Origin of the sequence: Serratia sp. CY47280 (genome assembly GCF_052168655.1) — a bacterium.
Lineage (GTDB): Bacteria > Pseudomonadota > Gammaproteobacteria > Enterobacterales > Enterobacteriaceae > Serratia > Serratia bockelmannii.
The window spans coordinates 14,878-37,951 of sequence record NZ_JBJNMG010000001.1 but is presented as its reverse complement, the minus strand read 5'-3'; the positions used below and the strand labels follow the sequence as shown (position 1 = coordinate 37,951).

The 23,074-nt window shown below is 58.5% G+C and carries 25 protein-coding genes; 14 read left to right on the top strand and 11 right to left on the bottom strand.

Features of this window, described 5'->3' with window-relative positions; translation table 11 throughout:
- Nucleotides 1–213: 213 nt before the first annotated feature.
- The 3 genes from ACJ8J4_RS00200 to ACJ8J4_RS00190 all read left to right on the top strand — a co-directional run bounded on the left by ACJ8J4_RS00200 (nucleotide 214) and on the right by ACJ8J4_RS00190 (nucleotide 2,087).
- Nucleotides 214–840 carry a LuxR C-terminal-related transcriptional regulator gene (locus ACJ8J4_RS00200; protein WP_025302402.1) on the top strand — a complete coding sequence of 209 codons (627 nt, stop codon included), beginning with the start codon at nucleotides 214–216 and terminating at the stop codon, nucleotides 838–840.
- Between the two features lie 122 nt (nucleotides 841–962).
- Nucleotides 963–1,079: a DUF2770 family protein gene (locus ACJ8J4_RS00195; protein ID WP_004927822.1), complete on the top strand. Its 117-nt coding sequence runs from the start codon at nucleotides 963–965 to the stop codon at nucleotides 1,077–1,079.
- A 75-nt stretch (nucleotides 1,080–1,154) separates the two neighbouring features.
- Nucleotides 1,155–2,087, top strand: coding sequence for a zinc-dependent alcohol dehydrogenase family protein (locus tag ACJ8J4_RS00190; RefSeq protein ID WP_233494388.1), 933 nt, complete (start codon nucleotides 1,155–1,157; stop codon nucleotides 2,085–2,087).
- On the opposite strand, the gene ACJ8J4_RS00185 is transcribed toward ACJ8J4_RS00190, so the two are convergent.
- On the bottom strand, nucleotides 2,035–3,093 hold the full coding sequence (locus tag ACJ8J4_RS00185) for an AI-2E family transporter (RefSeq protein WP_049205122.1): 1,059 nt from the start codon (nucleotides 3,091–3,093) through the stop codon (nucleotides 2,035–2,037). The genes ACJ8J4_RS00190 and ACJ8J4_RS00185 overlap by 53 nt on opposite strands.
- Before the next feature lie 442 nt (nucleotides 3,094–3,535).
- On the opposite strand from ACJ8J4_RS00185, the gene ACJ8J4_RS00180 reads away from it, so the two are divergent.
- Both ACJ8J4_RS00180 and ACJ8J4_RS00175 read left to right on the top strand, forming a co-directional pair.
- On the top strand, nucleotides 3,536–4,090 hold the full coding sequence (locus tag ACJ8J4_RS00180; protein WP_004927830.1) for a cytochrome b: 555 nt from the start codon (nucleotides 3,536–3,538) through the stop codon (nucleotides 4,088–4,090).
- 23 nt (nucleotides 4,091–4,113) lie between these two features.
- Nucleotides 4,114–4,692, top strand: coding sequence for a YceI family protein (locus ACJ8J4_RS00175; RefSeq protein ID WP_016928208.1), 579 nt, complete (start codon nucleotides 4,114–4,116; stop codon nucleotides 4,690–4,692).
- A gap of 47 nt (nucleotides 4,693–4,739) precedes the next feature.
- On the opposite strand, the gene trhO is transcribed toward ACJ8J4_RS00175, so the two are convergent.
- Together trhO and ACJ8J4_RS00165 are read right to left on the bottom strand one after the other, a co-directional pair.
- Complete coding sequence (gene trhO / locus ACJ8J4_RS00170) at nucleotides 4,740–5,807, bottom strand: oxygen-dependent tRNA uridine(34) hydroxylase TrhO (protein WP_025302399.1); 1,068 nt, start codon at nucleotides 5,805–5,807, stop codon at nucleotides 4,740–4,742.
- Nucleotides 5,808–5,926: 119 nt separating this feature from the next.
- Nucleotides 5,927–6,082, bottom strand: coding sequence for a histidine kinase (locus tag ACJ8J4_RS00165; protein WP_236689676.1), 156 nt, complete (start codon nucleotides 6,080–6,082; stop codon nucleotides 5,927–5,929).
- A gap of 264 nt (nucleotides 6,083–6,346) precedes the next feature.
- Between ACJ8J4_RS00165 and ACJ8J4_RS00160 the strand changes: the two genes are divergently transcribed.
- From ACJ8J4_RS00160 to ACJ8J4_RS00145, 4 genes are all read left to right on the top strand, one after another.
- Nucleotides 6,347–7,267, top strand: a complete 921-nt coding sequence (locus ACJ8J4_RS00160; RefSeq protein ID WP_025302397.1) for a Kdo(2)-lipid IV(A) acyltransferase — start codon at nucleotides 6,347–6,349, stop codon at nucleotides 7,265–7,267.
- Between the two features lie 101 nt (nucleotides 7,268–7,368).
- On the top strand, nucleotides 7,369–7,653 hold the full coding sequence (locus ACJ8J4_RS00155; protein WP_025302396.1) for a YciI family protein: 285 nt from the start codon (nucleotides 7,369–7,371) through the stop codon (nucleotides 7,651–7,653).
- Nucleotides 7,654–7,852: 199 nt separating this feature from the next.
- On the top strand, nucleotides 7,853–9,091 hold the full coding sequence (gene mdtG, locus ACJ8J4_RS00150) for a multidrug efflux MFS transporter MdtG (protein WP_197758956.1): 1,239 nt from the start codon (nucleotides 7,853–7,855) through the stop codon (nucleotides 9,089–9,091).
- Between the two features lie 475 nt (nucleotides 9,092–9,566).
- Complete coding sequence (locus tag ACJ8J4_RS00145; RefSeq protein ID WP_043141745.1) at nucleotides 9,567–11,120, top strand: peptide MFS transporter; 1,554 nt, start codon at nucleotides 9,567–9,569, stop codon at nucleotides 11,118–11,120.
- Between the two features lie 49 nt (nucleotides 11,121–11,169).
- On the opposite strand, the gene ACJ8J4_RS00140 is transcribed toward ACJ8J4_RS00145, so the two are convergent.
- Genes ACJ8J4_RS00140 through ACJ8J4_RS00125 form a run of 4 tightly spaced genes read right to left on the bottom strand, consistent with a single transcriptional unit; the run spans nucleotide 11,170 to nucleotide 12,731 of the window.
- Entirely contained in the window at nucleotides 11,170–11,568 is a 399-nt protein-coding gene (locus ACJ8J4_RS00140; protein ID WP_049205120.1) for a VOC family protein, read from the bottom strand.
- Entirely contained in the window at nucleotides 11,559–11,987 is a 429-nt protein-coding gene (locus ACJ8J4_RS00135) for a YeeE/YedE family protein (RefSeq protein WP_197835473.1), read from the bottom strand. The genes ACJ8J4_RS00140 and ACJ8J4_RS00135 overlap by 10 nt, the downstream gene beginning before the upstream one ends.
- A 2-nt stretch (nucleotides 11,988–11,989) precedes the next feature.
- Nucleotides 11,990–12,424, bottom strand: coding sequence for a YeeE/YedE family protein (locus ACJ8J4_RS00130; protein ID WP_049208439.1), 435 nt, complete (start codon nucleotides 12,422–12,424; stop codon nucleotides 11,990–11,992).
- Nucleotides 12,414–12,731, bottom strand: coding sequence for an ArsR/SmtB family transcription factor (locus ACJ8J4_RS00125; protein WP_033638023.1), 318 nt, complete (start codon nucleotides 12,729–12,731; stop codon nucleotides 12,414–12,416). Before ACJ8J4_RS00125 ends, ACJ8J4_RS00130 begins: the two co-directional genes overlap by 11 nt.
- Nucleotides 12,732–12,867: 136 nt before the next feature.
- Between ACJ8J4_RS00125 and ACJ8J4_RS00120 the strand changes: the two genes are divergently transcribed.
- Nucleotides 12,868–13,668, top strand: a complete 801-nt coding sequence (locus tag ACJ8J4_RS00120; RefSeq protein ID WP_197835471.1) for an AraC family transcriptional regulator — start codon at nucleotides 12,868–12,870, stop codon at nucleotides 13,666–13,668.
- Here ACJ8J4_RS00120 and leuA read toward each other — a convergent pair.
- The gene (leuA, locus tag ACJ8J4_RS00115) at nucleotides 13,619–15,307 is read right to left on the bottom strand and encodes a 2-isopropylmalate synthase (protein ID WP_197835469.1); all 1,689 of its coding nucleotides are present in this window, start codon (nucleotides 15,305–15,307) and stop codon (nucleotides 13,619–13,621) included. The two genes, ACJ8J4_RS00120 and leuA, sit on opposite strands and share 50 nt — an antisense overlap.
- Before the next feature lie 210 nt (nucleotides 15,308–15,517).
- Here leuA and ACJ8J4_RS00110 point away from each other — a divergent pair, with 210 nt between their 5' ends.
- Nucleotides 15,518–15,895 carry a MysB family protein gene (locus tag ACJ8J4_RS00110; protein WP_043141761.1) on the top strand — a complete coding sequence of 126 codons (378 nt, stop codon included), beginning with the start codon at nucleotides 15,518–15,520 and terminating at the stop codon, nucleotides 15,893–15,895.
- Between the two features lie 33 nt (nucleotides 15,896–15,928).
- Nucleotides 15,929–16,474, top strand: a complete 546-nt coding sequence (locus tag ACJ8J4_RS00105; RefSeq protein WP_025302387.1) for a GNAT family N-acetyltransferase — start codon at nucleotides 15,929–15,931, stop codon at nucleotides 16,472–16,474.
- A gap of 6 nt (nucleotides 16,475–16,480) precedes the next feature.
- Here ACJ8J4_RS00105 and ACJ8J4_RS00100 read toward each other — a convergent pair whose 3' ends face one another.
- The 3 genes from ACJ8J4_RS00100 to mdoG all read right to left on the bottom strand — a co-directional run bounded on the left by ACJ8J4_RS00100 (nucleotide 16,481) and on the right by mdoG (nucleotide 21,009).
- The gene (locus ACJ8J4_RS00100) at nucleotides 16,481–16,678 is read right to left on the bottom strand and encodes a YceK/YidQ family lipoprotein (protein ID WP_049205154.1); all 198 of its coding nucleotides are present in this window, start codon (nucleotides 16,676–16,678) and stop codon (nucleotides 16,481–16,483) included.
- A 211-nt stretch (nucleotides 16,679–16,889) separates the two neighbouring features.
- Nucleotides 16,890–19,448 (bottom strand): glucans biosynthesis glucosyltransferase MdoH, encoded by a 2,559-nt coding sequence (gene mdoH / locus ACJ8J4_RS00095; protein WP_025302385.1) that lies wholly within the window; start codon nucleotides 19,446–19,448, stop codon nucleotides 16,890–16,892.
- On the bottom strand, nucleotides 19,441–21,009 hold the full coding sequence (mdoG, locus tag ACJ8J4_RS00090; RefSeq protein ID WP_025302384.1) for a glucans biosynthesis protein MdoG: 1,569 nt from the start codon (nucleotides 21,007–21,009) through the stop codon (nucleotides 19,441–19,443). The genes mdoH and mdoG overlap by 8 nt, the downstream gene beginning before the upstream one ends.
- A 259-nt stretch (nucleotides 21,010–21,268) precedes the next feature.
- On the opposite strand from mdoG, the gene mdoC reads away from it, so the two are divergent.
- Together mdoC and ACJ8J4_RS00080 are read left to right on the top strand one after the other, a co-directional pair.
- Nucleotides 21,269–22,399, top strand: a complete 1,131-nt coding sequence (mdoC, locus tag ACJ8J4_RS00085; RefSeq protein WP_043141764.1) for a glucans biosynthesis protein MdoC — start codon at nucleotides 21,269–21,271, stop codon at nucleotides 22,397–22,399.
- Nucleotides 22,400–22,702: 303 nt separating this feature from the next.
- Entirely contained in the window at nucleotides 22,703–22,927 is a 225-nt protein-coding gene (locus ACJ8J4_RS00080; protein WP_033633376.1) for a hypothetical protein, read from the top strand.
- Nucleotides 22,928–23,074: the final 147 nt, after the last annotated feature.

The following is a 23,074-nucleotide window of genomic DNA, read 5'->3' as shown; positions in this document are numbered from 1 at the left end:
AAGGATTTCTCTGTCCAGGTTGCCGTCGTGCCCTGGACAGCAAAATTTAGCGGTTACAATTTATTAACCTGCTAACTCTTTTAAATACCAAGTAAAAATCCTGATAACGGAAATTTCTTATATTCAGCATTTGAATTTCCGAATTGAACACTTGCAGTGTAAGTCCTATTTTACAGAAGATATGCTCCATCGGCTTTCAACAAGGACGTCACCATGAAACTACTTGTCGTGGACGAATGCTGCTTCACCCGGGTCGGTATAGCCAGCTACTTTGCTGATAGTGGGATTACGACGATCAAGTGCTGCCACAGCATTGAATACGCTACGCCGCTGTTGGCCAGCTTTCAGCCGAGCCACATTCTGGTGAACCTCAGCAACCAGTGCCGTTATAACGAAGCAGACGCGCAGCTGCTGGCGTTTATGGAAGCCAGCCAGTCTGCCTTGCTGTTTATCTATCTCGATACGCCTTACCCTTACAGCGAAACGCCAATGCGCATCGCCGATAACGCCTTTCTGTTCAATAAAAGCATTCTGCCACTCACTTTACGCACGCTGCGCGAAAATCCGCTGGCGCTGGCCGATGACGGCGAAGAGCGTTCCTTGTTCAGTCCGCAGGAACTGACGGTGATGAAATATTGGATGGCGGAGATGCCCAACTACCGCATCGCGAAAAAGCTGCAAATCAGCTCGCATACGGTGTACGTGCACAAGCGTCACATCACGGAGAAGATCAACGCGCGCAACCGGCTGGAGTTCTACTCGCTGTATAACGTGCTGCGCTATTTCTACCCGCCGAGCACGCCAACAAATTCGACGCCGCTGGCGCTGCTAGCCGTGTAACCTCAAGCCTGCGATAACGCAGGCTTTTTTATCGCCTCTCTTCCCGCACTCACGCGCGGCGCGCTGTAAAAGACGCCGAGAAAAGGACTATAATCAAAGGTCCCTTTCTTCAGGCAGCTGAAATGTTAAACCGAATACTGGCGGCTATCGTCAACAACGTGCGTGAGCACCTGGTGCTGTACCTGTGTCTGTGGCTAGTGCTGCTGGCGTTGGATGTCTATTTCTTCTTCGTCATGTAATCCATGCCGCCGTTATTTCCCCGATTGAGCTTCAACCGCTTCGGTGATCCTGCCCAGGTGCTGGAATTGCAGCAGATGAGCAGACCGCTGCTGCGCCCCGGACAGCGGTTATTGCAGATGCGCTATGCCCCGATCAACCCTTCCGATCTGATCCCGATCCACGGCCAATACGCGCACCGCATCGCCCTTCCTCAGGTGCCGGGATATGAAGGCGTGGGCGTCGTCGTCAACCCGCAGAATGGGCATTCAACGGGCCGCCGCGCGCTGGCGGTAGCGGGTACCGGCAGTTGGCAAACGTTCGTCACGCTGCCTGAAGATCGGGTGATCTGGGTGCCGGACGACATCGACGACGCCTGCGCAGCGCAAATCTATATCAACCCGCTCACCTGCTGGGTGCTGTTGACGCAATGGCTGCCGCTCAACGCCGGCGACTTACTGCTGCTCAACGGCGGCGGTTCCGCCGTTAGCCTGCTGTTGGCGCAGATGACGGCGCTGCGCGGCATTCGTCTGGCGGTCGTGGTGCGCAACACCGCTCATCGCCAGGCGTTACTGGCCGCCGGCGCCTGGCGCGTTATCGAAGCGTCGCAGCTGGTGGAAATGACGAATTTTGGCGCCCGTGCGGCCATCGACTGCATCGGCGGCGAAGACGGATTGCAGTTGGCGCGGGCGGTCCGCACCGGCGGCGATTTTGTGGCGCTGGGCCTGCTTAGCGGCCGCCAGGTAGACTGGCGGCGCGTGGTGGACGAGTTAAAGCTGCGGGCTTCGCTGTTCCACTTGCGCAAATGGAACGCACAGGCGGCACCGGCGCAATGGCAGACGGCGTTTTATCAGTTATTCCAGCTGTTGCGACGCGGCCAGCTGGCGCTGCGCCCACCCGCCGCGATTTATCCTTTGCCTCAGTACGCAGCGGCGCTGCACCACGCCGCCCAGCCCGGCGTGAATGGCAAAATATTCCTCACTCCGGCGCCGCCGGAGGCTGGCGCGGCGGGCGACCGTCCCCCAGGATAACCGCCAGCCGATAGCCGTCTTCGGTGGTCTCCAGCGCGATGCGCGCCACGATCGTCAGCGGCACCGACAGCAGCATGCCCACCGGGCCGAGCAGCCAGCCCCAGAAGATCAGCGACAGGAACACCACCAGCGTCGACAGCCCCAGCCCGCGCCCCATCACGCGCGGCTCGAGGATATTGCCGATCACCATGTTGACAGCGATAAAGCCACCCGCCACCACCAGCGCATCACCCAATCCGTTGAACAACAGCGCCTGAATCAGCGGCGGAATGGCGGCCAATACCGAGCCAATGTTGGGAATGTAGTTAAGCAGAAACGCCAACAGCCCCCAGATAAAGGCAAAACGCACGCCGACCGCCGCCAGGAAGATCCAGACGATCACCCCAGTGGCCAGGCTGATGATGGTTTTAATCACCAGATAACGCGTCACGCCGTCCAGCGCCCGCCGCACCGCGGCGAGCCCCTCGTTCGGCTTATCCAGCGCCTGCTGCAGCTTATACGGCAGCAGCTGCACTTCGAACAGCATAAACACCACGGTCATCAGCAGCAGGAAGACGTTGGTCATGGCGCCAGACAGGTGCCCCAGCATGCGGGTGACCAGATTCATCGCCGCGCTGGGATCGACATACTGCAGCATCGCTTCGCTGGAGAGACTGATATTGAAGCGATCGGCGTAATGCTGCAGCTCGCGCAGCTTCTCGATCATCATGCCGCGGTACTGGGGCAGCGAGCGGGCGAACTCGTTCAGCGAAGCACCCAGCATGCCGATAAACAGCATCACGACCACGATCACCGCCGTCACCAGCAGCGTCACCCCGACGATACGCGGCACTCGGCGGCGTTCCAGCATCGCCACCAGCGGGTTCAGCACCATGGCGAGGAACACCGCCAGCAAAAACGGCACCACGATGTCGGCGGCGGCTTTCACCCCGGCCAAAATGATCACCAACATCGCCAGCAGGACGGCCAGACGCAGGCTACTGTCGGTCACACGGGTTCGGCCCATGACGTTTCCTTGTTATTTCACTGGGTTAACCGGCCACCAAGAGCCGACTCTTGGCGCTAATGGTAGCAAAGTCCACCGTCACGCCGCAGAGGATTTCGCCTAACCGTTCGAAAAAATTAATCTTTCCGCCCTGCTCTTTGCCGCAAGAAATAGGCATAACGTTTGCCAACAAATAATTCCACCGAGCAACTCATGGACGATTTACGTAAAATGACAAAAGCTGACATTAATAGATAATAAGCCTAATTTTCAACAACTAGCACAACCGCCCCATGAGGGAAATAATATCATCTTCAACGATTTATCTGATGAAGCCCGAACATCTCAAACAAATTCACTGACTAATATTTCTAAGAAGTAACATAGTTAAATTTATTATTGATTTTATGTTTCCTAAAGTTTAATTATTGCAGCCAGCCAATCGGTAATCGAAGGAAACAGGATGCTCTGGAAAAATACCGCCGATCGTTTCGGCCATGTGTCAGTGTTAATCCACTGGCTGGTGGCGCTGACGGTGTACGGCATGTTCGCACTCGGTCTGTGGATGGTTACGCTGGGCTATTATGACGTCTGGTACCATCAGGCGCCGGAGATCCACAAAAGCATCGGCACGCTGCTGTTCATCGTGATGGTGATCCGCGTGATCTGGCGCTTTGTCTCGCCGCCACCCAAGCCGCTGGCCAGCTATGGTCGCCTCACTCGCGTCAGCGCTATTCTCGCGCATCTGGCGCTGTATGCCGTGCTGTTCGGCATTCTGATCAGCGGCTATCTGATCTCGACCGCCGACGGCCAACCGATCAGCGTATTCGGCTGGTTCGACGTGCCCGCCACCGTCACCGGCATGGCGGAACAGGCCGACACCGCCGGCGCCATACACCTTTACCTGGCCTGGGCCGTGGTAGTGCTTTCGGTACTGCACGGGCTGGCCGCGCTTAAACATCACTTTATCGATCGTGATGTCACTTTGAAACGGATGCTGGGTAGCAGCGCCGATTAACCTTTGGATTTATGGAGATTGCTATGTTGAAAAAGACCGTATTGGGCCTGACCGCAGGCGCCCTGCTGCTGAGCGCCGGTTCCGCACTGGCGGCGGACTACAAGATCGACAAACAGGGCCAGCACGCCTTTATCGAGTTCCGCATCCAGCACCTGGGCTACAGCTGGCTGTATGGCAGCTTTAAAGACTTCGACGGCGGCTTCACCTTCGACGAGAAAGATCCGTCCAAGGACAAGGTCAACGTGACCATCAATACCGCCAGCGTCGACACCAACCACGCCGAGCGCGACAAGCACCTGCGCAGCGCCGAGTTCCTCAACGTGGAGAAGAACAAGCAAGCCAAGTTTGAATCCACCGAAGTGAAGAAAAGCGGCGACGGTTATGCGGTGGTCGGCAACCTGACGCTGAACGGCGTGACCAAGCCCGTTACGCTGGACGCCAAACTGATTGGCCAGGGCAACGATCCGTGGGGCGGCTACCGCGCCGGCTTTGAGGCCAACGGTAAGATCAAGCTGAAAGATTTCGGCATCACCACCGATCTGGGCCCGGCGTCGCAAGACGTTGAGCTGATCATCTCCGTAGAAGGCGTACGCGAGAAATAAATAAAAAAAAGCCCGGTTTGGCGGCCGGGCTTCTCATTTCCTCAGGCTCAGCGGGCTGGGCCTTCTTCTTCCGGTGCCGGAATGTGCATCGTAGTCTGCAACAAGCCTTTTGACTTATTGAAGATCTTGACGCCGTTTTCACGGCCGGCACGGCGCGCGCGTTGCTCTTCGCGCGGCAGCTTCAGCTCTTCGCGGCAAATCTCGCTACAGCACCCTTCAAATTTGGCGGCGCAGCTCGGGCACTGAATGAACAGCAGATGGCAACCGTCGTTCTTGCAGTTGGTATGGGTGTCGCACGGCGCTCCACACTGGTGGCAGTTGGCGATCACATCGTCGGAGATGCGCTCACCCATACGCTCATCGAACACGAAGTTTTTGCCGATAAACTTCAGCGGCAACCCCTGTTCTTTCGCTTTGCGGGTGTACTCGATAATCCCGCCTTCCACGTGGTAGATGTTTTTAAAGCCTTTGTGCAGCATATAGGCGCTGGCTTTTTCACAGCGAATGCCGCCGGTGCAATACATGACAATATTCTTGTCTTTACTGTCCTGCAGCATCTCCACCGCCATCGGCAGCTGATCGCGGAAAGTATCCGACGGCACCTCAATGGCGTTTTCGAAATGGCCGACTTCGTACTCATAGTGGTTGCGCATATCGACGAATACCGTATTCGGATCGTCTATCATCTGATTGACGCGATCGGCCTGCAGATACTCGCCGACGTTGCTTGGGTCGAAGCTCTCGTCATCGATGCCGTCGGCCACGATGCGCTCACGCACCTTGAGGCGTAGTACCCAGAAGGATTTGCCATCGTCTTCGAGCGCAATATTCAGGCGTACCTGATCCAGCGCCGGGTGTGAGGCGAACAGCGCGGCTTTGAACGCGTCGAAGTGATGCTGCGGCACGCTGATCTGCGCGTTGATGCCCTCTTTCGCCACGTAGATGCGGCCGAACACCTTCAGTTTTTCGAACTGAACGTACAGGCTGTCGCGAAACGCTTTGGGATCGTCGATGGAGAAGTATTTGTAAAAAGAAACTGTGGTGCGCGGCTCGGTTTCCGCCAGCATGCGCGCCTTCAGTTCCTCATTAGAAATTCGGTTATGTAACACTGGCATGGTGTACTTTCCTGTCTTTCGGGAGGTGACTGATTATCGCGCGCCGCCTGCCGGCCCGCGCGCGGCGCATATCATACCCGAAAAACCGCCGCCGCGCAGCCCTGGCGCCAGCGCCCCGTTCAGTGTCCGTCGCCTTCGGTAAACGCAGAAGCCACTATGCCGAGCGCCATCATCACGCCGGCGAGCGCCAATATCGCGTTCACCTGCAGATGCGCGCCAACGCTGCCGACCATCGCGCCCAAAACCAGCAGCCCCGCACTGATCCATGGTGCCAAAATATTTACCCTCTGAATAATTACCAGTAATAATATCGCCATTATCTTTGGCAGGAAAGATTGTGGAAAAATTCGGCATTCGATGCATATTTAACGCCCAAAGAGGGATTTTAATGCGTTGTGTTTTCCCGGATCGCCAGAAAAATGCCACAATAGTCGCAAACAAACGGCAGAAACGAACCTTGCCGCCGAGCTCACCCGGCTGCCAGACCATGCGATGACTCTGTCATTACACTTAAACAACCGTATTCAAACAGAGAACCCATGACTCAAGTTCCTACTTTCAATCGTTCCTTATTGCATCCGCGCTATTGGCTGACCTGGGTCGGCATCGGCTTGCTGTACCTGCTGGTGTTGCTGCCTTACCCCGTCATCTACTGGCTCGGCACCTCGATTGGGCGATTTTCCATGCGCTTTCTCAAGCGACGCGTCGCTATCGCCCAACGCAACCTCGAGCTCTGTTTTCCCGACATGCCGCAGGCCGAACGCGATGCGCTGGTGGTAAAGAATTTCGAATCGGTCGGCATGGGGCTGTTTGAAACCGGTATGGCGTGGTTCTGGCCCAACTGGCGCATCGAGCGCTGGTTCAAGGTCAGTGGCCTGGAGCACATCCAACAAGCGCGCGACAACCAGCAGGGCGTGTTGCTGATTGGCCTGCACTTTTTGACGCTGGAGCTGGGCGCGCGCATCTTCGGCATTCACAACCCGGGCATCGGCGTTTACCGCCCGCACGACAACAAGCTGATGGACTGGCTGCAAACCTGGGGCCGCATGCGTTCCAACAAATCGATGCTGGACCGCAAAGACATCAAAGGCATGATCCGCGCCCTGAAACAGGGTGATATCATCTGGTATGCGCCGGATCACGACTACGGCCCGCGCAGCAGCGTTTTCGTGCCGCTGTTCGCGGTGGACAAGGCTGCCACCACCACCGGCAGCTACGTGCTGGTGCGGATGGGTAAACCGGCGATCGTTCCGTTCACCCCGCGCCGCCTGCCGGACGGCAAAGGGTATGAGCTGATTATGCAACCGGCGGTGGAAAACTTCCCGCTGGATAACGAACTCGAGGCCGCCGCCTTTATGAACAAAGTGGTGGAGAAAGAGATCCTGATGGCGCCGGACCAATACATGTGGCTGCATCGCCGCTTCAAGACCCGCCCGGAAGGCGAGCCTTCGCTCTACTGATCAAGCCAACCCGCCACCGGCGGGTTTTTTATTGCGCGCCTCTTGAGAATCGACGGCGAGGGTGGGATGGTAAAGCCTTTGCCGCCCACCCTGGAGCCGTTATGTACATTGTCAGCCTGACCTACCATCGCCCAATCGCCGACGTAGACAGCCACCTTGAAGGCCACATCGCCTGGCTTAAAAAATATTTTCAGGACGGTACCTTCATCGCCTCCGGCCGTAAGAATCCCCGCACCGGCGGCGTGATCCTGGCCAAGGGCATTGACCGTGCGCAGTTAGACGCCATCCTGGCCGAAGATCCCTTCAACGCCGTAGCCCACTACGAGGTCACCGACTTTAGCGCCACCACCACCGCCGCCGGTTTCGAGGCGCTGACCGGACTATAAAACGCTGTAAATTCCGCGCGCTAAGCGCGGAATAAGGTTTAAACGTCATTTTTAAAACTTTATTTCATTTTTCGCCCAATCTTTGTCCCCTCGTTTGCCGTCACCGCGCTTGCGGCGCATACTTACCAGGCTAACTTTCACGTTTTGCCCCTTCATCTTGCCGCTGGCAAAACGCGTCACCTTTCGGCAGTGGACATTTATGGCTTCGGCAGCAGAACCCGTTAACTGGAAACGCAACCTTTTCGTCGCCTGGCTGGGATGTTTTCTCACCGGCGCCGCCTTCAGCCTGGTGATGCCGTTTCTGCCGCTGTACGTAGAGACGCTGGGCGTTACCGGCCATCAGGCGCTCAACATGTGGTCCGGTCTGCTGTTCAGCATCACCTTCCTGTTTTCCGCTATCGCCGCGCCGTTCTGGGGCGCCCTGGCAGACCGACGCGGCCGCAAACTGATGCTGCTGCGTTCAGCGCTCGGTATGGCGATCGTCATGGCGCTGATGGGCATGGCGCAAACGGTCTGGCAGTTTCTCGCGCTGCGTGCGGTGCTGGGGCTGCTCGGCGGGTTCATTCCCAACGCCAACGCGCTGATCGCCACCCAGGTGCCGCGCAACCGCAGCGGCTGGGCGCTCGGCACCCTGTCTACCGGCGGCGTCGGCGGTGCGCTGATAGGCCCATTGATCGGCGGTTTGTTAGCCGATCTGTACGGCCTGCGCCCGGTGTTTTATATCACCGCCGCAGTGTTATTCGTCTGCTTCGTACTGACGCTGCTGTATGTCAAAGAACAATTTACCCCGGTGCAAAAACGCGACATGTTGCACGCAAAACAGGTGTTCGCCTCGCTGAAGAACCCGAAACTGGTGCTCAGCCTGTTTGTCACCACCATGATCATCCAGATCGCCACCGGCTCGATTGCGCCGATCCTGACGCTGTATGTGCGCGATCTGGCCGGCGCCACCCACAATCTGGCGTTTATCAGCGGGCTTATCGCCTCAGTGCCCGGCGTCGCGGCATTGATGAGCGCCCCGCGGCTGGGCAAGCTGGGCGATCGCATTGGCCCGGAGCGCATTCTGGTCTTTATGCTGATCGTCTCGGTGCTGTTACTGATCCCGATGGCGTTCGTGCAGACGCCGTGGCAGCTCGGGGTACTGCGTTTTCTGCTGGGGGCGGCCGACGGCGCGTTGCTGCCGGCGGTACAGACGTTGTTGATTTACAACTGCACCAATCAGGTGGCCGGCCGTATTTTCAGCTACAACCAGTCGTTCCGCGATGTTGGCAACGTCAGCGGCCCGCTGCTCGGCGCCGCAATCTCCGCCGGCTACGGTTTTCGCGCGGTCTTCGCGGTCACCGCGCTGGTGGTGCTGTTCAACGCCGGTTATTCCTGGTGGTGTCTGCGGCGACGGCCGGGCTATAGGCGGGAAGACACGCTGCAGGAAGAGTCATAGCTGCATTTATCGCCACTTTCCGCCGTTGGTCAGATCAACGGCGCGTTTCCCCTACTTTTAATAATGCTTCCTTCAGGCCTGTGAACTTTCGCCCCGCTCAGAACATTCTTATCTCAACATCTTGTTTATCAACAATTAATTAACTTTCAGCGCATAAAACCCGCTGTCAATCATATTCCTGTCATAACCAACAGAAAAACCAGAAAAGGAGATGCTTGTCGACTTTTCGTCTAAAAAATGGGATACAGGTACTAGACAAAACCAACGACCAGTTATCAAATGGTTAAATAATATCACGCCAGATGTGAAGCATCGGCCAAGTGAAGAAAAGGTCAGCACGCTTTCCACGGTTTATCAGCGTTGCAGCCGCGGTGTTTGTCGGGTAATCCGCATTGGGCGGATCGCCTTCATTAAATACACATACATACCACAGTACGGGCTGCAGCCTTGCAGCGCCTTTTATTGGGAAATCGTTATGCAATCCTCTGTCAATAAGTCAGAAAGCCGGACCTTCTTCGGCCATCCCTATCCACTGGGTTCTTTGTTCTTCACCGAAATGTGGGAGCGCTTCTCGTTCTACGGCATCCGTCCGCTGCTGATCCTGTTTATGGCTGCCACCGTGTACGACGGCGGCCTGGGCCTGGCGCGTGAGAACGCGTCGGCGATCGTCGGCATCTTCGCCGGCAGCATGTACCTGGCGGCGCTGCCGGGCGGCTGGCTGGCAGATAACTGGCTCGGCCAACGCAAGGCCGTCTGGTACGGTTCGATCCTGATCGCGCTCGGCCACCTGTCGATCGCCCTGTCCGCAGTGATGGGCACCAACCTGTTCTTCATCGGTCTGATGTTCATCGTGCTCGGTTCAGGCCTGTTCAAGACCTGTATCTCGGTGATGGTCGGCACGCTGTACAAGAAAGGCGATGCACGTCGCGACGGCGGTTTCTCGCTGTTCTACATGGGCATCAACATCGGTTCGTTCATCGCCCCGCTGATCTCCGGCTGGCTGATCAAGTCACACGGCTGGCATTGGGGCTTCGGCATCGGCGGTATCGGGATGCTGGTGGCGCTGGTGATCTTCCGGGTGTTCGCCGTCCCGGCAATGAAACGCTATGATCGCGAAGTGGGTCTGGACTCCACCTGGAACAGCCCGGTCGCGAAGAAAAAAGGCGTCGGTGCCTGGTTGCTGGCGTTGGCGGCCATCCTGGTGGCGGCCATCGTGCTGATCGCTCAGGGCACGATCGTTATCAACCCGGTCGAGGTGGCCAGCGTGCTAGTGTACGTCATCGCCGCCTCGGTCACCCTGTACTTCATCTATCTGTTCGCCTTTGCCGGCCTGAGCCGCAAAGAGCGCGCACGCCTGCTGGTGTGCTTCATCCTGCTGATCTCCGCCGCGTTCTTCTGGTCAGCGTTTGAACAGAAACCGACCTCGTTTAACCTGTTCGCCAACGATTACACCAATCGCATGATCGGCGACTTCGAGATCCCGGCGGTGTGGTTCCAGTCGATCAACGCCCTGTTCATCATCCTGCTGGCACCGGTCTTCAGCTGGGCCTGGCCTGCGCTGGCGCGCAATAACGTGCGTCCGAGCAGCATCACCAAGTTCGTGATCGGCATCCTGTGCGCCGCCGGTGGTTTTGGCCTGATGATGTTGGCCGCGCAGAATGTGCTGAGCAACGGCGGCGCCGGCGTATCGCCGATGTGGCTGGTAGGCAGTATCCTGATGCTGACGCTGGGTGAGCTGTGCCTGAGCCCGATCGGGCTGGCCACCATGACGCTGCTGGCGCCGGAGAGAATGCGCGGTCAGATGATGGGGCTGTGGTTCTGCGCCAGCGCGTTGGGCAACCTGGCGGCCGGTCTGATCGGCGGTCACGTCAAGGCCGACCAACTGGATATGCTGCCGAATCTGTTCGCTCGCTGCTCCATCGCGCTGCTGATCTGCGCCGCCGTGCTTATCGTGCTGATCGTGCCGATTCGCCGCATGCTGGAAAATACCCAGTCCAAGAGCGCGCAAAAACCGGCGACCAACGTCTGACGGATACCCCGTTTTATCTCGCAAACCGGCGCTCGATGCGCCGGTTTTTTTATGCCTGCCAAGCCTGATGTTGCAATACCACCCGATAGCCATCAGGATCTTCAAAGGTTTGCCCCGCCCGATCCCAATAGGGATTATAGGCGGCGACCGATAAAAACCCTGCCGCCTGCATCCGCTCACACGCAGCCCGCCATTCGTTCTCATCCGGCAGATAAAATACCAGCAGATGATCCTGCGTCGGCGCCTGCCCGACCCGCACCCCACGATGCTGCGTGAACTCCAGATGGTAGGCATGCTGCGGATGCCCAATCATCATGCCGTCAAACCCCTGATGATCGACAAACTCACCCAGCTTTTCGAAACCCAGCCCGCGGCAATACAGCGTAGCAACCTCTTGCAACCGATCGGTCGGGCGCGCGATGCGCAACACCGCTTTGGCTATCGACACGTACTCCTCCTCCTCATGATAACGTCATACAGCGCCATACCCGCCAGCATCGCCAGCAGGAACGGCCATACCCGGCTTATCTCCGCCCCGGCCAACACCCAGGCTGGACCGGGGCAAATACCCGCGATACCCCACCCGATGCCGAACAGTGCGCTGCCCACCAGCAAACGACGATCCAGACGCCCGGCGGCCGGGATCTGCAGCGTTTCCCCCAACAGGCTACGCTCGCGTCGCCTCGCCCACAGGAAGGCCGGCGCCGCCACCGCGATCGCACCCGCCATCACCAACGCCAGCGAGGGATCCCACACGCCGGTAACGTCGAGAAACGCCAACACTTTGGCCGGATTGGCCATGCCGGCGACGATCAGCCCCAGACCAAAAATGATGCCGCTCAGCAGCGCCAACAGCGTTTTAAGCATTCTCAACCTCCCGCCAGGTAGCGCATCAACCACACGGTCATAAAGCCCAGCAGCATAAACACCGCCGTGGCGGCCAGCGAACGCGGCGCCAACCGTGCGACGCCGCATACGCCGTGCCCGCTGGTGCAACCGCTGCCCAATCGAGTGCCCAATCCCACCAACAGCCCTGCGGCCGCCAGCCCGCCGTTGCCGATCGCGATCTCACCGGACGGCAAAGTCGCAGCGGCAGCATACAGCCAAGGCGAGAGCAGCAACCCGCCAATAAATGCGGCGCGCCAGCCCCGCTCCCAGCCAGCGGCACTCAAGACACCGCCGGTAATGCCGCTGATGCCAGCGATCCGGCCGTTGAACAGCAGCAGCAGCGCCACCGCGCCGCCGATAATGGCCCCTCCCGCCAGCGCGGAATAAGGCGTGAAGTGTGGCCAGTCAATGGTCATCGCGGTTCTCCGGTTGCGGGCAATAAAGTTGATACAGGGTGTGGAGCAGCGCCAACGCTTTAGCATCGGCCACCGCATAGTAAATCTGCTTGCCGGCGCGCCGGGTGGACACCAACCCTTCCTCCCGCAGTACGCCAAGCTGCTGGGACAGCGTCGGCTGGCGGATATCCAGCGCCTGCGCCAGCTCGCTCACCGCCATCTCGCCCTGACTGAGCCGGCACAGCAGCAGCAGCCGATCTTCGTTGCCCAGAGTGCGCAGCATCGCGCCGGCCTGCGCCGCCGCCTTGCGCATCGCGTCAATATCCATTGCCCCTCCATCAATATATAAAATTATATAATATCATTTTATAAACTATTTTGCCGTACCACGCCACAGACTGGTGTGAAACAGCGCCGCATGGCATCCTGTCATTTCCCCTTTTGCCGTGCGGAGACTGCTTACAATGCTGTTGTTTCACGACGTTCTGCCGCCCGATCAGCCCATCCGGCCGTTAGCCAGGGATTATCGCCACGGCGACAGCGAGCCGGAGCACTACCATAACTGCGCGCAGCTGATCCACAGCCTGAGCGGCGTGGTGCAGGTCACCACCCGGCTCGGCAGTTGGGTGGTGCCACCCGGCCGCGGCGTCTGGGTACCGGCGAAAGTGGTGCACAGCCTGCGCATCACCGGCCAGGTAGCGGCCAGGACGCTGTTTGTCGATCCGCTGGCGCGCGCCGATCTGCCGGCCCAATGCCAGGTGGTGCAGATTTCGCCGCTGCTGCGCGAGTTGATTATCTGTGCGATGGAGATTGCGCCCGGCTATCCCAGCGGCGGGCGCGATGAGCGCGTGATGGAACTGATCCTGGATGAGTTGCGAATGCTGCCGAGTCTGCCGCTGCACTTGCCCGAACCGCGTGAGGCCTCACTGCTTGCCCTGTGCCGCCATATTCAGACTACGCTGGTACAGCCCTGGACGCTGGAACAGGCGGCCGCTCAGCTCAGCGTCAGTGGACGCACCCTGTCGCGGCGCTTCCAGCGAGAAACCGGGCTGCATTTTAGTGATTGGGTGCGACGCGCCCGTTTGCTGGCGGCGTTGAACGCGCTGGCGACCGGCCGCTCGGTGTTGGAAGTGGCCCTGGATCTCGGCTATGACAGCCCCAGCGCGTTCAGCGCCATGTTCCGCCGAGTGCTGGGGGTCGCGCCCAGCGACTATTTCAGCCGGGCCGCGCCGACGTTGACACCAGATAGCGCCCGGCAACGTTGAACAGCGCCTGCAGCGAAGCACTGGCGGAGTCGACGTCGATGCCAACGCCGTAGCTCGCCTCACCGTGCGGCAGCGCACAGCGGATATAGGCCACCGCTCGACTGTCGCTCTGATGCCCCAACGTGTGCTCGTGGTAATCCTCGATCGCCAACGGCAAGCCGAAGCGTTGGCGCAGCGCATCCACCGCGCTGGAAAGCAGGCCGTTGCCAGCGCCCTGCAACCGCAGTGTCTCCCCCTGCCAGGCGACTCTCGCGTTGAAACTGTAGGCCTCTACCCCGTGACTTTCCGTCTGGTAGCTCAACAGCTGCAAGCACGGCTGCTCCACCAGCCCGTAAGTGTCGCGGAATAAGCGCCACAGCTGCGCAACGCTCATTTCCTTACCGCTGCCGTCGGTCGCCCGCTGGACCACCTGGCTGAAATCAATCTGCAAACCGCGCGGCAACGCCAGCCCATGGTTCTGCTCCAACAGCCAGGCGGCGCCGCTTTTGCCGGACTGGCTGTTAACCCGGATCACCGCCTCATAGCTGCAGCCGACATCGGCGGGATCGAGCGGCAGGTAAGGCACCTGCCACCAGCAATCTTGTCGCTGGCGTTGCGCGGCGAAACCTTTCTTGATCGCATCCTGATGCGAACCGGAGAAGGCGGTAAACACCAATTCGCCGGCATAAGGATGGCGAGGATGCACCGGCAGCTGATTGCACTGTTCCACCACTTCCACCACCTGTTTCAGGCGGCTGAAGTCCAGGCCCGGCGCCACGCCCTGGGTATAAAGATTCAACGCCAGCGTAACCAGATCGACGTTGCCGGTACGCTCTCCGTTGCCGAACAGGCAGCCTTCGACCCGATCGGCGCCGGCCAACAGCGCCAGCTCCGCGCAGGCCACGCCGGTACCGCGATCGTTATGCGGATGCACGCTGATCGCCACATCGGTGCGACGGCTGAAATGGCGGCAGAACCATTCAATCTGATCGGCATACACGTTGGGTGTACTCACTTCCACCGTCGCCGGCAGGTTGATAATCATCGGCCGCTGCGGCCCCGGTTGCCACACCTCCGCCACCGCTTCGCAGATCTCCAGCGCGAACTCTAATTCCGTAAAACAAAAGGTTTCCGGCGAATACTCGAAGCACCAGGCGGTATCGGGCTGAGCCTCACAATGCCGGCGAATGCGCCGCGCGCCGTTCACCGCCAGCGCCACGGTAGCGGCCTTATCCTGGCGGAACACGATGTCGCGAAACATCGGCGCCGTGGCGTTGTACAGATGCACGATAGCCCGCGGCGCCCCCTGCAGCGCCTCGAAGGTACGATCGATCAGATCGTCGCGCGACTGCGTCAGCACCTGAATCGTGACGTCATGCGGGATCAGCTGCTCGTCGATCAGGGCACGCACAAAATCGAAATCCGTTTGCGACGCCGAAGGGAAAGCCACCTCAATCTCTTTGAAACCGCACTGCAACAACAATTGATAGAATTCGCGCTTGCGCGCGTTATCCATCGGCTCCGCCAGCGCCTGGTTGCCGTCGCGCAGATCGCTGGAGCACCAGCGCGGCGCCTGCCGCAGCGTGCGCGCAGGCCACTGGCGATCCGGTAACGTCACCGGCGGGAACGGTCGGTATTTGCTTGAAGGGTCGATTAACATGGGCTTCTCCTGATGCCTGAGTGAACGATACCGTCATTATTTCCCGTCTCCGCGCCTGCTTCTCCCGCTTTGCGGACAACCGTCGTCGCAGAGCGGACAACAAAAAAATTTGCATCCTGCGCCAGTGAGACAACAATTAGTTTTGACGTTTTTCCCCACCGCGCCGGCAGCACGCCGGACGCTTTATTCTCATTGTCAACGGAGGCGAACATGAGCCTGTATGCAACCCTGGAAGAAGCCATCGAGGCCGCACGCGAAGAGTTTCTCGACACCGCCGAAGGCGGCAGCGGTGACGAACCGCCGGTGCCGCAGCAGTTCAATCTGCAAAAGTACGTGATGCAGGATGGCGACACGATGTGGCAGGCGGAGTTCTTCGAAGAAGAGGGTGAAGCGGTGGAATGCCTGACGCTGCGCAGCGGTGCGGCGGCACAGGCGATCTTCGACGGGGACTACGACGAGGTGGAAATTACCGCCGAGTGGATAGACGAAAATACCCTGTATGAATGGGAAGAAGGCGACTTCCAGCTCGAACCGCCGCTGGATACCGAAGAAGGCCAGGCCGCGGCCGATGAGTGGGATGAACGTTAACCCGCACCACATTTTTATCGCCAAGGAGGCAACATGATTATCCGCCGGGCCCGCTCTACCGACTACCCCGCCATTTTGCAGCTGCAGGGGGAAAACGTGCCGGAAGCGCTCGACGAGCGCCAAAAACGGCAGGGATTTATCGTATCGCGCATGAATGAGGCGCAGCTGACGGCGATCAACCGCGGCATCGGCATACTAGTGGCCGAACAGGAGAACCAACTGGCAGGGTTCGTTTGCCTGATGCCTGCCGACGTGCAACCGCGGCCGCCGGTGGTGGATGCGATGCTGGCGACGCTCGCCACGCAGTCCTTCGCCGGGCGGGCGCTGAGTGAGCAGCGGGTGTTTCTCTACGGCCCGGTTTGCCTCGACGCCGCCTGGCGCGGCAAAGGCGTGCTGAAACGCCTCTACGCCGCCGTCAAAGCGCACACCAGTCATGACTACGACGTGGGCGCGCTGTTTATCGACGACGACAATCCGCATTCGTTGGCCGCTCACGTGCAAGGGTTGGGCATGACGGCGCTGGCACCTTTCCACTGTGGGCAGAAAGGCTATCAGCTGGTGGTGTTCGCCACCCGCTGAGCAGGTTTATTCATAGGGGCCGTGCTGCGCATCGAACGGCAGCATAAAGGTGTCCACCACCATCGACAACGGCACATCTATCACCGTGACGTAACGCCAGGGCGTATCGCGCAAATCCCACTGCACGCCGGGATAGTACTGGTGGCCATGCCCCGCGCCGGGCATGGTGCGGCTGATGATGCTGCCGCAACCGGTTAAGACCATCACGCCGGCCGCCACGCAGGCCAGCCGAAGGTAGGAAGAGAGCTTCACGACATTGACTCTGAGCAAAGGGTTGTTTCGCGAGTGAACAACGCATCGGCCGCAGTCTATCACAGTTCCCTTTCTCCACCGGCACCGGCGCGCGTAAGCAAAAGGTAAAAAAAACGGGGAACGCGCCATGCGCATTCCCCGTTTGAGCGTTGCCGTTCAGCGATTAACGCCGGCCCGTTGGGTGCGCCAGCGGGTTGTGCGGCAACTGCTGATAGTGCTCACGCCAGGCGGCGCCTTCCGGCAACAGCCAAACGCGCTGGTGCAAACGAGCCAGCGTAACCGGATCGCTCAGCAGCTCCAGACGTTTGCCCTTCACCAGTTTCTCCGGCCCCAGCTGCAGCGCTTCGTTCACCCGCTCCTCGCGGTTGCGATCGAGCGTCGCACGCAGATGGTGACGCGCCGTCGCCAACGCCGTCGCCAGCGCGTTGAAGGATGGGTTGACCACCGCATGCATAAAGCCGTTGGTCAGCGCGCGGTTGCGGTTGAGATGCAGATATTCTTCCGTCGCCAGCAACTCGCGCGGCGGGTTGTACTCTTCCGGGATCAGGAACAGCTTGGCGCGTTTGCTCTTCATGCCCAGCGTTGCGCGGCTCGACAGCACCGACACGAACGGTGACAGGATCAGCGAGAACACGATCGGCGCCAACCACCACAGGAAGCGCAGATCCAGCCACGCCATGCCGCCGGCCCACACCAGGCCCAGCAACATCTGCGAGCCATGGCGGCGGAACGCTTCACCCCAAGGCGTATCGTCATCGTCACGCTGCGGAGAATTCCACACCACTTCCCAACCGAGGAAGGCGCTCACTACGAACACGGTATGGAACAGCATGCGCACCGGCGCCAGCAGCACCGAGAACAGCATTTCCATCAGCATCGAAATGAACAGGCGGAACGCCCCACCGTACTCTTTCGCGCCCTTGGCCCAGATCAGCACAATACTGAGCAACTTCGGCAGGAACAGCAGCACCAGCGTGGTGGAGAACAGTGCAATCGCCAGCTCGGGCCGCCACTGTGGCCAGACCGGGAACAGCTGCCGCGGCTGCAGGAAGTATTGCGGTTCCATCAGCGTATGCACCACCTGCAATGCGGTGGAGAGCGCCAGGAACATGAACCACAGCGGCGCCGACAGGTAAGACATCACGCCGGTCAGGAACACCGCACGGTGCACCGGGTGCATACCCTTCACCAGGAACAGGCGGAAGTTCATCAGGTTGCCGTGGCACCAGCGGCGGTCGCGTTTCAGCTCGTCCAGCAGGTTTGGTGGCAGCTCTTCGTAACTGCCCGGCAGATCGTAAGCGATCCACACGCCCCAGCCGGCGCGGCGCATCAGCGCCGCTTCAACGAAGTCGTGCGACAAGATTGAACCGGCGAAGGAGCCCTCGCCCGGCAACGGCGCCAGCGCACAGTGCTCGATAAACGGCTTCACGCGGATGATGGCATTATGGCCCCAGTAGTGCGACTCGCCCAACTGCCAAAAATGCAGGCCGGCGGTGAACAACGGCCCGTAAACGCGGGTGGCGAACTGCTGCACGCGCGCATACAGGGTATCCATACCGGACGCCTTCGGCGCCGACTGGATAATGCCGGCGTTCGGGTTGGCTTCCATCAAACGCACCAGCCCGGTGAGGCATTCGCCGCTCATTACGCTGTCGGCATCCAGGATCACCATGTAACTGTACTCACCGCCCCAACGACGGCAGAAGTCGTCGATGTTGCCGCTCTTGCGTTTTACGCGGCGGCGGCGGCGGCGATAGAAGATGCGGCCGTGGCCGTCGACATCGCGGCACAGCTCCATCCACGCCTTTTGCTCCGCCACGCAGATGTCCGGATCGTAGCTGTCGCTCAGCACGTAGATATCGAAGTGTTCCAGCTGACCGGTCGCGGCGACGGACTCATAGGTCGCACGCAGGCCGGCGAACACGCGTTCGACGTCTTCGTTGCAGATCGGCATGATCAGCGCGGTGCGGTGCGCCGGGTTGATCGGCTCATCGCCCTTGATGGTAGAGGAAATACTGTATTTGTCCTTGCCGATCAGCAACTGCAGGAAGCCCATCAGCGCGGTCCAGAAACCGGCCGAGACCCAGCAGAACAGCACGGCGAACAGGATCAGAATGCCGGTTTGCAGCACATACGGCAGCAGCTGCAGGACCGACTGCATCAGATCCTGATCCAACATGGCGATAGGATCGATCAGCGCCCAGCCCTGATAAGGCAAGATGGTTTTCATGTACCAGGTGGCGATGCCGGTCTGCACCAGCATCAGCACCAGCAGCACATAGCGGCGCATGGAGCCGACGACACGCCAGCGGTTCTCGGCCGCGGCTTCCTCTTTGGTGGCGTGCCGATTGTGCGGCGAACGCCCCAGCAGAGAATCCCAGAAGCGCGCCACCGGGTTGGTGCGCCAGGCTTCCGGGAACATGGTGGTGCGTTTGATCGGCGGCGTCGCCTTCAGAATGGCACGCCCTTCGGCGTCGGTATCGAAGTCGTCATCGCTGACCGCATCCGGCCAGGCGTTTTCGATACGCGGTTTGACCGAGGCCAGCGCCACGTCATCCGCCGACAGGCTATTGACGTTGGCGTCGGCGGCGCCCATCTGCCGATGGAGCGCCTCCAGAGCCTGAGCGTCATCCGCCGTTTGAGGGTTGAGCGCCTCTGACCGCTCAGCGGTCAGAGGCAACGCCGCAAGATAATCCTGGGCGGGTTGAGTAGGCTTATTCATTGGCAGGTAGCTGATAGCTCCAGGTTTCCGACAGAGTCTTATCGCCATTGACCAGCGCCGCACGCATTTCTACCGGCTTCTTGTCGTCTTTCACTTTCAGACGCACCGTCAGGCGCCAGCCTTTGGTCACTGGGTTATAGCGGACGTTGTTTTCTACCATTTCACCATTGTCGCCGATGCTGATCTGAGAGGCGACCGGGGTATTGGCATCCAGTCCTTTCAGCACCGGGCCAACGAAGTCGACCAGGAAAGCCACGCTGCCGTCTGGCTCGCGAATCAGGTTGGACTGCTTCACGTCACCGGTCGAACGCATGGTCCGCGCCACATAGGCGATGTCTTGCGAATGCAGCTTGTCTTCATCGCGGGTGAAGTTCAGGCGGTAGCTCAGCGTCAGCGGCTTTTTGGCTTCCGGCAAGGTATCCGGCGTCCAGAACGCGACGATGTTGTCGTTGGTTTCATCCGCCGTCGGGATCTCCACCAGCTCGACCTTGCCTTTGCCCCAGTCGCCCTTCGGTTCGATCCAGGCGCTCGGACGCAGATCGTAACGATCGTCCAGATCTTCATATTCTTTGAAGTTGCGACCGCGCTGCAGCAGACCGAAGCCTTTCGGATTCTCAACGGTATAGGTGCTGACGGACAGGTGTTTAGGATTGTTCAGCGGACGCCAGATCCACTCGCCGTTGCCGGCATGGATAGACAGACCGTTGGAATCGTGCAACGCCGGGCGGTAGTTCAGCGTCGGTGACGGCTGGTTCGGCCCGAACAGGTACATGCTGGTCAGCGGCGCCAGGCCCAGTTTGCCCACCTTGTCGCGCAGGAACACTTTAGACTCGACGTCCACGGTGGTGTCGCGGCCCGGGATCACCGTGAAGCGGTAAGCGCCGGTGGCACGCGGGGAATCCAGCAGCGCGTAGATCACCAGGTGCTTGTCGCCCTGCTTCGGACGTTCAACCCAGAATTCGCGAAAACGCGGGAACTCTTCGCCGGACGGCAAAGCGGTGTCGATAGCCAGGCCGCGAGCGGAAAGGCCGTAAACCTGCCCTTTACCCACCACGCGGAAATAGCTCGCGCCCAGCAGGCTCATGATCTCATCGTTTTTGTCGGCACTGTTGATCGGATAAAGCACCTTGAAGCCGGCAAAACCGAGATTTTTCACCGATTCAGGGTCGTGTTTGACCGAACCGAAGTTGAAGTAATCTGGGCTGTACTTGATCTGTTTTACGCTGGTGGAGGTGACTTCGTTGATTTTCACCGGCGTATCGAAGTACATCCCCTGATGATAAAACTCAAGCTTGAAAGGGGTTTTCAGCTTGCTCCAATAGGCTTTATCGTGATTGAACTGAATCTGCTGATAGTCTGCGAACTTCATCTCGCGGAACTGAGAAGGAAGGTTGCTCTTCGGGGCTTCGAAACCTTTCGCCGCCAGATCCTGCGCCTGCTTGGCGACATCATCAATAGAAAAGGCCCATGCCGGCGAACTGAACAGCGTGAACAATACGGTAGCACCTAACCAACGAACGCTCGCGGCGCGTGGTTGTCCGGATAATATATTAACTAGCACATCCCCCCCTATTCGTGTGCTCAAATCATTTAAATCCATATTAATGGATTACTCAGCTTTCCGACAACATGATAAATGGATGGTTCATGTTTACGGCTCATTGTTTAAGCAGCTGATGGAACACCAGCGTAGCAAGCCGCGCAACAAGACGCTATGGAAAAATGCGGGGGGCTATAGTAGGGTTCCGGATAACAATTTAACGTTTGACGACTTATTAAGCGTGTTAATGAACTCTCGATTAAATCACCAGCGGTAATCTATGACTAAAGGCAGCAAACAGCGCGAGTTTTTCCTCGATTCGATCCGAGCCTATTTGATGTTGCTCGGCATTCCGTTTCACCTCTCCCTGATTTATTCCAGCCACGCCTGGGCGGTGAACAGCGCGTCGCCCTCCTTCTCGCTCACGGTGCTGAACGACTTCATCCACGCTTTCCGCATGCAGGTGTTCTTCGTGATCTCCGGCTACTTCTCCTACATGCTCTACGAGCGCTACGAGCGCCATCAGTGGTTGAAGGTCAGGCTGGAGCGGGTGGCGATCCCGCTGTTGAGCTCCATCCCGCTAATTACGGTGCCGCAATTTTTCATGCTGAAATATTTCACCGATAAATTAAACGGCTGGGACGAGTTTTCTCTCTATCAGAAAATAAATGTAACAGTTTGGGAATTGGTGTCTCATCTGTGGTTCTTATTGACCCTGTCATTGTTGACCTTCGCCTGCTTTTATCTGTTCCGCAAAATCAAGCGTCAAACCCGCGATCCTATTCCACCGTTAATAAACAGAATGCGTGGATTAGGAAATGTCTCACTGTGTTTCTTTATTTATGCGGTATGCTATTCGGCCGCGCACCGTATTATTTTAATTTTCGCGCCGCAGCTATTATCCAATGGCCTGTTCAATTTCGTGGTGATGGAGACGATGTTCTACCTGCCGTTCTTCATCCTCGGCGCCTATGCGTTTAAGTATGTGTGGCTTAAAGAGATTTTTCTGCGTCGTTCGCCGCTGGCGCTGCTCGGCTCGCTGCTGCTGTTTATCGCATATATGCTGAACCAGAAACTGTTGGCGCACAGCAGCTATATGTTCGAGCTGGAAGTGGTGATCAAAACCCTAATGGGGATCCTGATGACCAATGTGGTGTTCTCTTTCGGGCATAACCTGCTGAATTATCACTCGCCGCGCATCACCTATCTGGTCAACGCCTCGCTGTTTATATATCTGGTGCACCACCCGTTGACCCTGATATATGGCGCTTTCGTGACGCCGTATATCGGCAATAACCTGTTGGGATTTTTGCTGGGCCTGCTGTTTGTGTTCTCGCTGGCCTTCGCGTTATATGAGCTGCACAAGCGCATTCCGGTGCTGCGTTTCCTGTTCTCCGGCAAGCCGCAATAACCTTGTCCCCTGTAAACCTGACCGTTCGCAGGGTTTTTCTGTCATATTAACGCCGCGCAGAAAGCCTATACTGGTCGTTTGCATACAGAGCACACATTGCTCAGCCTGGCGTCGCCCGTTAGGGCACAGTGATACGGCAGCATAGATTACCTAGTCGTTATAACTGCAATGCATAAGTAAAAATCCATATCCCTGCCTTACGGTAGTGATTGGGCTCGACACCCCCGAAGGGCTGCGCGATCGTTTAATTCATTCGATGGCGTTAGCTGCATCTCCCTTCCGTCACGACAGAGAGGATTTTGAATGACCGATAAGAACACCCCGGCTCAGGAAGCCGTAGCGGAAAACGCTACCCTGCTGAAGATCCTCGGCAGGCTGCTGTCCGCGCTGGACGCCTCAATCAGCGGCAAAGAACGCAGCGTTTTGGTCGCTGAGCTCTCCAACTTTAATCTCGACGGCATTTCTGAAGCGGAAAGCAAGCTGGCCACCGAGCTGATCAAACGGGCGCTGGAATCGCTCGACCACTAACCCTACCGCGCCTGCAAACCATTAAGCCTGCCTGCGCGGGCTTAATGGTATTTCCTCCGAGCCGCTCGATCATTGTTGCCACAGCAAAAATACAGCAGCCTGATAATGTTGGATAAAAGGCAGAATTTCCCCTCTTCTCCTCACTTT

Bases quoted from the DNA above. Each gene is read 5' to 3' on its own strand.
- ACJ8J4_RS00180 (WP_004927830.1), top strand. From the start codon at position 3,536: ATGCTCTGGAAAAATACCGCCGATCGTTTCGGCCATGTGTCAGTGTTA.
- ACJ8J4_RS00175 (WP_016928208.1), top strand. From the start codon at position 4,114: ATGTTGAAAAAGACCGTATTGGGCCTGACCGCAGGCGCCCTGCTGCTG.
- ACJ8J4_RS00160 (WP_025302397.1), top strand. From the start codon at position 6,347: ATGACTCAAGTTCCTACTTTCAATCGTTCCTTATTGCATCCGCGCTAT.
- ACJ8J4_RS00100 (WP_049205154.1), bottom strand. From the start codon at position 16,678: ATGGTCTTAACCGGTTGCGGCAGCATCATCAGCCGCACCATGCCCGGC.
- ACJ8J4_RS00195 (WP_004927822.1), top strand. From the start codon at position 963: ATGTTAAACCGAATACTGGCGGCTATCGTCAACAACGTGCGTGAGCAC.
- ACJ8J4_RS00135 (WP_197835473.1), bottom strand. From the start codon at position 11,987: ATGCTTAAAACGCTGTTGGCGCTGCTGAGCGGCATCATTTTTGGTCTG.
- ACJ8J4_RS00120 (WP_197835471.1), top strand. From the start codon at position 12,868: ATGCTGTTGTTTCACGACGTTCTGCCGCCCGATCAGCCCATCCGGCCG.
- leuA (WP_197835469.1), bottom strand. From the start codon at position 15,307: ATGTTAATCGACCCTTCAAGCAAATACCGACCGTTCCCGCCGGTGACG.
- ACJ8J4_RS00185 (WP_049205122.1), bottom strand. From the start codon at position 3,093: ATGGGCCGAACCCGTGTGACCGACAGTAGCCTGCGTCTGGCCGTCCTG.
- ACJ8J4_RS00105 (WP_025302387.1), top strand. From the start codon at position 15,929: ATGATTATCCGCCGGGCCCGCTCTACCGACTACCCCGCCATTTTGCAG.
- ACJ8J4_RS00130 (WP_049208439.1), bottom strand. From the start codon at position 12,424: ATGACCATTGACTGGCCACACTTCACGCCTTATTCCGCGCTGGCGGGA.
- trhO (WP_025302399.1), bottom strand. From the start codon at position 5,807: ATGCCAGTGTTACATAACCGAATTTCTAATGAGGAACTGAAGGCGCGC.
- mdoH (WP_025302385.1), bottom strand. From the start codon at position 19,448: ATGAATAAGCCTACTCAACCCGCCCAGGATTATCTTGCGGCGTTGCCT.
- mdtG (WP_197758956.1), top strand. From the start codon at position 7,853: ATGGCTTCGGCAGCAGAACCCGTTAACTGGAAACGCAACCTTTTCGTC.
- ACJ8J4_RS00200 (WP_025302402.1), top strand. From the start codon at position 214: ATGAAACTACTTGTCGTGGACGAATGCTGCTTCACCCGGGTCGGTATA.
- ACJ8J4_RS00110 (WP_043141761.1), top strand. From the start codon at position 15,518: ATGAGCCTGTATGCAACCCTGGAAGAAGCCATCGAGGCCGCACGCGAA.
- mdoC (WP_043141764.1), top strand. From the start codon at position 21,269: ATGACTAAAGGCAGCAAACAGCGCGAGTTTTTCCTCGATTCGATCCGA.
- ACJ8J4_RS00125 (WP_033638023.1), bottom strand. From the start codon at position 12,731: ATGGATATTGACGCGATGCGCAAGGCGGCGGCGCAGGCCGGCGCGATG.
- ACJ8J4_RS00080 (WP_033633376.1), top strand. From the start codon at position 22,703: ATGACCGATAAGAACACCCCGGCTCAGGAAGCCGTAGCGGAAAACGCT.
- ACJ8J4_RS00190 (WP_233494388.1), top strand. From the start codon at position 1,155: ATGAGCAGACCGCTGCTGCGCCCCGGACAGCGGTTATTGCAGATGCGC.
- ACJ8J4_RS00155 (WP_025302396.1), top strand. From the start codon at position 7,369: ATGTACATTGTCAGCCTGACCTACCATCGCCCAATCGCCGACGTAGAC.
- ACJ8J4_RS00145 (WP_043141745.1), top strand. From the start codon at position 9,567: ATGCAATCCTCTGTCAATAAGTCAGAAAGCCGGACCTTCTTCGGCCAT.